Source organism: Streptomyces sp. NPDC041940 (genome assembly GCF_055589465.1).
Genome location: NZ_JBVJBP010000031.1, coordinates 61031 through 69233 on the forward strand (window position 1 = coordinate 61031; position 8203 = coordinate 69233).

Consider the following 8203-nt stretch of genomic DNA (forward strand, 5'->3'; position numbering starts at 1 on the left):
AGCCCACCCCCCACCCCCCCCCCCCCCCCCCCCCCCCCCCCCCCCCCCCCCCCCCCCCCCCCCCCCCCCCCGGCCCCGGCCTTCCGCCTGCGGCGGCTACTCCGCCACCGGCAGCCGCGCCCCGTCCCGCAGGAACAGCGGGATCCGGTCCAGCGGGGCGTCGACCGTCACGGACCGGCCGCCCTCGTACGTCGCACCCGTCCACGCGTCCGTCCAGACGGCCCCCGCGGGCAGATACGCCGTGCGGGCGGTGGCACCGGCGGTCAGCACCGGGGCGACCAGCAGGTCCGGGCCGAAGAGGTAGGAGTCGTCCACCGACCAGGCGGCCTGGTCGTCCGGGAACTCCAGGAACAGCGGCCGCATCACCGGCAGGCCCTCCTCGTGGGCCGCCCGCATCACGTCCAGCACATACGGCTTCAGCCGCTCGCGCAGCCGCAGGTACTTCTCCAGGACGGCCCCGGCCTCCTCGCCGTACGACCACACCTCGTTCGGGCCGCCCGTCATCTCCGGGCCCAGCGGCATGCCCGGGTCGCGGAAGCCGTGCAGGCGCATCAGCGGGGACAGCGCGCCGAACTGGAACCAGCGGACCATCACCTCCCGGTACGCCGGGTCGTCCGGGTCGCCCCCGTGGAAGCCGCCGATGTCGGTGTTCCACCACGGGATGCCCGACAGGGCCGTGTTGAGACCGGCCGCGATCTGGCGGCGCAGGGTCGGGAAGTCGGTGCCGATGTCACCCGACCACAGGGCGGCCCCGTAGCGCTGACTGCCCGCCCACGCCGAGCGGTTGAGGGTGACGATCTCCTCCTCGCCGGTCGCGAGCAGGCCCTCGTAGAAGGTCCGGGCGTTCTCGGCCGGGTAGGCGTTGCCGACCTCCAGGCCCGGGCCCGCCCAGTAGCGCAGGTTCTCCTGGAAGCCCGGCTTCAGCTCCGGCTCGCAGGCGTCCAGCCAGAACGCCGTGATGCCGTACGGGTCGAGGTAGTTCTCCTTCACCTTCGACCACACGAACTCCCGGGCGTCCGGGTTGGTGGCGTCGTAGAAGGCCACCTGGACCGTGGAGGCGACCTCCTTGTCGGGCCAGTCGGCGTGGGCCATCGGGCCGTACTGGGTGCCGATGAAGTACCCGCGCTGCTCCATGACCGGGTGGTTCTCGCTCAGCGGCGACACCGAGGGCCAGACGCTCACCACGAGCTTGATGCCGAGTTCTTCCAGCTCGCGCACCATGGCGGCCGGGTCAGGCCACTCCTCGAGGTCGAACTTCCAGTCGCCGAGGTGTGTCCAGTGGAAGAAGTCGCAGACGATCGCGGAGACGGGCAGACCACGCTGCTTGTACTCGCGGGCCACCGCCATGAGTTCGTCCTGGGTGCGGTAGCGCAGCTTGCACTGCCAGAAGCCCGCCGCCCACTCCGGCAGCATCGGGCTGCGGCCGGTCACCGCGCTGTAGCGGCTCTGGGCACCGGACGGGTCGCCCGCCGTGATCCAGTAGTCGATCTGCCGTGCCGAGTCGGCGACCCACCGGGTGCCGTTGTGTGCCAGCTCCACCCGCCCGATCGCCGGGTTGTTCCACAGCAGCGTGTAGCCCCGGCTGGAGGTCAGCACCGGGATGCCGACCTCGGCGTTGCGCTGGACCAGGTCCAGCACCAGGCCCTTCTGGTCGAGGCGCCCGTGCTGGTGCTGGCCGAGGCCGAACAGCTTCTCGTCGTCGTAGGCGGCGAAGCGCTGCTCCAGGCGGTGGTGGCCGTTGCCGACGGCCGTGTAGAGGCGGGAGCCGGGCCACCAGAAGTGCGCGCGGTCCTCGGCGAGCAGCTCGGCGGAGTCCTCCGTCCGCAGGAAGCGGACCAGGCCCTCGGCGTTCACCTCGACGGTGAGCGCGCCGACGGTCAGCTGTCCGTGACCGTCCTCGATCTTCACCGTGGAGGGCGTCGCGGGGGCCTCGTCGAGCAGCGCGCCCGGCAGCCCTTCGAGGACCGGGCCGCCGAGCCGGGCACGCACCCGGACCGCGTCCGGACCCCACGGCTCGATCCGTACGGTCTCCTGGCGGCCGCTCCACTCCAGCGCGCCGTCCCGCTCGCGGAACGTGCCGACGGTGGGGGAGGACTGCGCCAGGCTCACCTGGGGCTGGGTTTCAGCAGGCTGATTCACGGGGCGGGCTCCTGTGCGGAAGCAGACATGGGGGTGCCCTGGAAGGGGCGCTGTGCAAAGGAACGGGAAGACTACAGACGGCTGGGCGCCGGTCCCGTGCTCGTCCGTACCGTCAGCTCGGGCGCGATCAGCACGACCTCGTCGCTGCCGCGCCCCTCGAGCTTGGCGACCAGGTGGTCCACGGCGTGCCGGCCCATCTCCTGCGCGGGGATGGCGACCGACGTGAGCCGCACGGAGGCCTGCGTCGCGACCTGGTAGGGACAGATCGCGACCACCGACACGTCCTCCGGCACGGCCCGGCCCTGCTGCCGCAGCAGCGCGAGCAGCGGCTCGACCGCCGACTCGTTCTGCACGATGATCCCGGAGGTGTCCGGGCGTTCGTCGAGGATCCGGGCGAGGGTCACGGCCATCGCGTCGTACCCGCCCTCGCACGGCCGGTGCAGCAGCCGCACCCCCAGTTCCCGGGCACGGCTCCGCAGCCCGTCGAGGGTGCGCTCGGCGAAGCCGGTGTGCCGCTCGTAGACGGCCGGGGCCTCGCCGATGACGGCGATGTCCTGGTGCCCCTGCTTCGCCAGGTGCTCCACACACAGCGCGCCCGTCGCCCGGAAGTCCAGATCGACGCAGGTCAGACCGGAGGTGTCGGCGGGCAGCCCGATGAGCACGGACGGCTGGTCCGTCGCACGCAGCAACGGCAGCCGTTCGTCGTCCAGCTCGACGTCCATCAGGATCATTCCGTCGGCGAGCCCGCTCCCGGCGACGCGGCGCACCGCGTCGGGGCCCTCCTCACCGGTGAGCAGCAGCACGTCGTACCCGTGCGTGCGGGCGGAGGTCGCCACCGCGATGGCGATCTCCATCATCACGGGGACGTACATGTCCGTGCGGAGCGGGATCATCAGCGCGATGATGTTCGACTTGCTGCTGGCCAGGGCGCGGGCCCCGGCGTTCGGGTGGTACCCGAGCTCGCGGATGCTCCGCTCGACCCGCTGCCGGGTGTTGACGGAGATGGACCGCTTGCCGCTGAGGACATAGCTCACCGTGCTCGCCGAGACTCCGGCGTGCTGGGCGACCTCGGCGAGGGTGACCATCCGGCTCTCCAAGCTTGTGAAGCGCTTCGACAATGCGCGTTGCTTATATGGGCGGGTGAGGGTGGTTCGACAGTAGCTCCAGCAGGAGTACGTGTCCATAGAATGTCGAAGCGCTTCGATACCGATTTCTCAAGCAGGGGCGACCCTGCGCACAGCCTAGGCCGAACGGACGCGCGGGGACTGGTGGGAGCGTCCGGTTTCGGGTACCAACGATCCAGTAGCACTGGTCGGTAACGTACAGTCCTCAATAACCCTAGTTGCGGCGAGGTGCCCCTCATGTCCGCTTCCACCCCTCCCTCTTCCCGTCCCGCCGTCACCGAGCGGGAGGCCCGTGAGGTGGCGGAGGCCGCCCGGGAACAGCACTGGCGCAAGCCCAGCTTCGCCAAGGAGCTGTTCCTCGGCCGCTTCCGGCTCGACCTCATCCACCCCCACCCCGTCCCCGGCGACGAGGCGGCCCAGCGCGGCGAGGAGTTCCTCGCCAAGCTCCGCGACTTCGTCGAGACGAAGGTCGACGCGGCCGTCATCGAGCGCGACGCCCTGATCCCCGACGAGGTGATCGACGGCCTGAAGGAGCTCGGCGCCTTCGGCATGAAGATCGACACCAAGTACGGCGGTCTCGGCCTCACGCAGGTCTACTACAACAAGGCCCTCTCCCTGGCCGGCTCCGCCAGCCCCGCGATCGGCGTGCTGCTCTCCGCGCACCAGTCGATCGGCGTGCCGCAGCCCCTGAAGCTGTTCGGGACGCAGGAGCAGAAGGAGCGCTTCCTGCCGCGCTGCGCCCGCACCGACATCAGCGCCTTCCTGCTCACCGAACCCGACGTCGGCTCCGACCCGGCCCGCCTCGCCACCACCGCGGTGCCCGACGGGGACGACTACGTCCTCGACGGCGTCAAGCTGTGGACCACCAACGGCGTGGTCGCCGACCTGCTGGTCGTCATGGCCCGGGTGCCGAAGAGCGAGGGCCGTCGCGGCGGCATCACCGCCTTCGTCGTGGAGACGAACTCGCCGGGCGTCACGGTCGAGAACCGCAACGCCTTCATGGGCCTGCGCGGCATCGAGAACGGCGTCACCCGCTTCCACCAGGTCCGCGTCCCCGCCGCCAACCGCGTCGGCGAGGAGGGACAGGGCCTGAAGATCGCCCTGACCACACTCAACACCGGGCGGCTCTCCCTGCCGGCCTCCTGTGTCGCGGCCGGCAAGTGGTGCCTGAAGATCGCCCGCGAGTGGTCGGCGGTCCGCGAGCAGTGGGGCAAGCCCGTCGCGCACCACGAGGCGGTCGGCTCCAAGATCTCCTTCATCGCGGCCACCACCTTCGCCCTGGAGGCCGTGACGGACCTGGCCTCGCAGATGGCCGACGAGGACCGCAACGACATCCGCATCGAAGGCGCCCTCGCCAAGCTGTACGCCTCCGAGATGGCCTGGACGATGGCCGACGAACTCGTCCAGATCCGCGGCGGGCGCGGCTTCGAGACGGCCGAGTCCCTCCGGGCCCGCGGCGAGCGCGGCGTCCCCGCCGAGCAGCTCCTGCGCGACCTGCGCATCAACCGCATCTTCGAGGGCTCCACGGAGATCATGCACCTGCTGATCGCCCGTGAGGCCGTCGACGCCCACCTCTCCGTCGCCGGCGACCTCATCGACCCCGAGAAGTCCCTGGGCGACAAGGCGAAGGCGGGCGCGAACGCGGGCGCCTTCTACGCCAAGTGGCTCCCCAGGCTGGTCGCCGGAGCGGGCCAGCTCCCCACCTCCTACGGCGACTTCAAACACGGTGTCGACCTCTCCGGGCACCTGCGCTACGTCGAGCGCACCTCCCGCAAGCTCGCCCGCTCCACCTTCTACGCCATGTCCCGCTGGCAGGGCCGGATGGAGTCCAAGCAGGGCTTCCTCGGCCGGATCGTCGACATCGGCGCCGAACTGTTCGCCATGAGCGCGGCCTGCGTGCGCGCCGAACTCCTGCGCAGCCAGGGCCAGAACGGCCGAGAGGCCTACCAGCTCGCCGACGTCTTCTGCCGCCAGGCCCGCATCCGGATCGAAGAGCTCTTCAACCGCCTGTGGACCAACACCGACGACCTCGACCGCAAGGTCGTCAAGGGCGTCCTCTCCGGCACGTACGAGTGGCTGGAGCAGGGCATCATCGACCCGTCGGACGACGGCCCCTGGATCGCGGACGCGACGCCGGGCCCGAGCCAGAAAGAGAACCTGCACCGTCCGATCCGGTAACCGGGCCCTCCCAGGGGCGCGAGCTGTCCGGGCGCGCGCCCCTGGGAGGGGGATGCGCTGTCCTCACACGCCACCCTTACGGCAACAATGGAGGGATGAGCGACAGTCCAGCCCCCCTCGCCGATCCCCACCTGGTCTACGACCCCGTAGCGGGCGACGGCCCGAAGGACGTGGTGATCCTCGGCTCCACCGGGTCCATCGGCACGCAGGCCATCGACCTCGTGCTGCGCAACCCCGACCGCTTCCGGGTCACCGGCCTGTCCGCCAACGGCGGCCGGGTCGCCCTGCTCGCCGAGCAGGCGTACCGGCTGCGGGTGCCCACGGTCGCGGTCGCGCGCGAGGACGTCGTACCGGCCCTGCGCGAGGCGCTCTCCGCGCAGTACGGCACCGGCGAGCCGCTCCCCGAGATCCTCGCGGGACCGGACGCGGCCACGCGCCTGGCGGCATCCGACTGCCACACCGTCCTGAACGGCATCACCGGCTCCATCGGCCTCGCCCCGACCCTGGCCGCCCTGGAGGCGGGCCGCACCCTCGCGCTCGCCAACAAGGAGTCGCTCATCGTGGGCGGCCCGCTGGTCAAGGCCCTCGCCAAGCCCGGCCAGATCATCCCGGTCGACTCCGAGCACGCCGCCCTCTTCCAGGCCCTGGCCGCCGGCACCCGCGCCGACGTCCGCAAGCTGGTCGTCACGGCCTCCGGCGGCCCCTTCCGCGGCCGTACGAAGCGGGAACTGGCGAACGTCACCGTCGAGGACGCCCTCGCCCACCCCACCTGGGCGATGGGCCCGGTCATCACGATCAACTCCGCGACCCTCGTCAACAAGGGCCTGGAGGTCATCGAGGCGCACCTCCTCTACGACATTCCCTTCGACCGCATTGAGGTCGTCGTGCATCCGCAGTCGTATGTCCACTCGATGGTTGAGTTCACGGATGGATCGACACTGGCCCAGGCGACCCCGCCCGACATGCGCGGGCCCATCGCCATCGGCATCGGCTGGCCCGAGCGCGTCCCCGACGCGGCCCCCACCTTCGACTGGAGCAAGGCCTCGACCTGGGAGTTCTTCCCGCTCGACAACGAGGCCTTCCCGTCGGTGAACCTCGCGCGGCACGTCGGCGAACTCGCGGGCACCGCCCCCGCGGTGTTCAATGCGGCCAACGAGGAGTGCGTGGAGGCGTTCCGCCAGGGCGCGCTGCCCTTCAACGGCATCATGGAGACCGTGACCCGGGTCGTCGAGGAGCACGGCACCCCGCGTGCGGGAACCTCGCTCACCGTGTCGGACGTCCTCGAAGCGGAGACCTGGGCGCGGACCCGGGCCCGGGAACTGGCGGCACAGACGGCGGAGGCCCGTGCATGACGACCCTGATGTTCATCCTCGGCATAGTGATCTTCGTGGTCGGCCTGCTGTTCTCGATCGCGTGGCACGAGCTGGGGCACCTGTCGACCGCCAAGCTGTTCGGCATCCGCGTGCCGCAGTACATGGTCGGTTTCGGCCCGACGCTCTTCTCGCGCAAGAAGGGCGAGACCGAGTACGGGATCAAGGCCATCCCGTTCGGCGGCTACATCCGCATGATCGGCATGTTCCCGCCCGGCCCCGACGGCCGGCTGACGGCGCGCTCCACCTCCCCGTGGCGCGGCATGATCGAGGACGCCCGTAGCGCCGCCTACGAGGAGCTCCGGCCGGGCGACGAGAACCGCCTGTTCTACACGCGCAAGCCCTGGAAGCGCGTGATCGTGATGTTCGCGGGCCCCTTCATGAACCTGGTCCTCGCGGTGGCGCTGTTCCTCGGCATCCTGATGGGCTTCGGCATCGCCCAGCAGACGAACACCGTCAGCTCCGTCTCCCAGTGCGTCATCGCCCAGAGCGAGAACCGCGACAAGTGCGAGAAGGGCGACCCGGCCAGCCCGGCCGCCGCCGCCGGCCTGAAGGCGGGCGACAAGATCGTCTCCTTCAACGGCGTCAGGACCGACGACTGGGACAAGCTGTCCGACCTGATCCGCGCCACCCCCGGCCAGGAGGTGCCGATCGTCGTCGACCGCAAGGGCCAGGACGTCACCCTGCAGGCGAAGATCGCCACCAATCAGGTCGCCAAGAAGGACTCCGGCGGCCAGATCGTCGAGGGCCAGTACGTGCAGGCCGGCTTCCTCGGCTTCAGCGCGGCCACCGGCGTGGTCAAGCAGGACTTCGGCGAGTCCGTGAGCTGGATGGGAGACCGGATGGGCGACGCCGTCGACTCCCTCGCCGCCCTCCCCGGCAAGATCCCGGCCCTGTGGAACGCGGCCTTCGACGGCGCGCCCCGTGAGGCCGACTCCCCGATGGGCGTGGTCGGCGCGGCCCGCGTCGGCGGCGAGATCTTCACCCTGGACATCCCGCCGACCCAGCAGCTGGCCATGGCCCTCATGCTGGTCGCCGGCTTCAACCTCTCCCTGTTCCTGTTCAACATGCTCCCGCTGCTGCCGCTCGACGGCGGCCATGTCGCGGGCGCGCTGTGGGAGTCGCTGCGCCGCAACACCGCCAAGGTGCTGCGCCGGCCGGACCCGGGCCCCTTCGACGTGGCGAAGCTCATGCCGGTCGCCTACGTGGTCGCCGGGATCTTCGTCTGCTTCACGATCCTGGTTCTGATCGCGGACGTCGTTAACCCGGTGAGAATCTCCTAGTCATACGCGGTTCGGAGGCGGGGGGGGGGGGGGGGGGGGGGGTGGGGGGGGAGGGGGGGGGGGGGGGGCGGGTGGGGGGGGGGGGGGTGTGGGAGCGTGGGTGTCCACC

5 protein-coding genes are annotated in these 8203 nt (G+C 71.0%); 3 read left to right on the forward strand and 2 right to left on the reverse strand.

Annotated features, from left to right (window positions below):
* Positions 1 to 96: 96 nt before the first annotated feature.
* Complete coding sequence (locus ACZ6I3_RS36380; protein WP_469420589.1) at positions 97 to 2139, reverse strand: glycoside hydrolase family 31 protein; 2043 nt, start codon at positions 2137 to 2139, stop codon at positions 97 to 99.
* A gap of 71 nt (positions 2140 to 2210) precedes the next feature.
* Positions 2211 to 3224 carry a LacI family DNA-binding transcriptional regulator gene (locus tag ACZ6I3_RS36385; protein WP_469420590.1) on the reverse strand — a complete coding sequence of 338 codons (1014 nt, stop codon included), beginning with the start codon at positions 3222 to 3224 and terminating at the stop codon, positions 2211 to 2213.
* A 276-nt stretch (positions 3225 to 3500) separates the two neighbouring features.
* Here ACZ6I3_RS36385 and ACZ6I3_RS36390 point away from each other — a divergent pair, with 276 nt between their 5' ends.
* From ACZ6I3_RS36390 to ACZ6I3_RS36400, 3 genes are all read left to right on the forward strand, one after another.
* The gene (locus ACZ6I3_RS36390) at positions 3501 to 5441 is read left to right on the forward strand and encodes an acyl-CoA dehydrogenase family protein (protein WP_469420592.1); all 1941 of its coding nucleotides are present in this window, start codon (positions 3501 to 3503) and stop codon (positions 5439 to 5441) included.
* Between the two features lie 95 nt (positions 5442 to 5536).
* A complete protein-coding gene (dxr, locus tag ACZ6I3_RS36395) occupies positions 5537 to 6793 on the forward strand; it encodes a 1-deoxy-D-xylulose-5-phosphate reductoisomerase (protein ID WP_391102870.1) in 1257 nt (418 codons plus the stop codon).
* An 8-nt stretch (positions 6794 to 6801) separates the two neighbouring features.
* On the forward strand, positions 6802 to 8094 hold the full coding sequence (locus ACZ6I3_RS36400; protein WP_469420649.1) for a M50 family metallopeptidase: 1293 nt from the start codon (positions 6802 to 6804) through the stop codon (positions 8092 to 8094).
* Positions 8095 to 8203 lie beyond the last annotated feature (109 nt).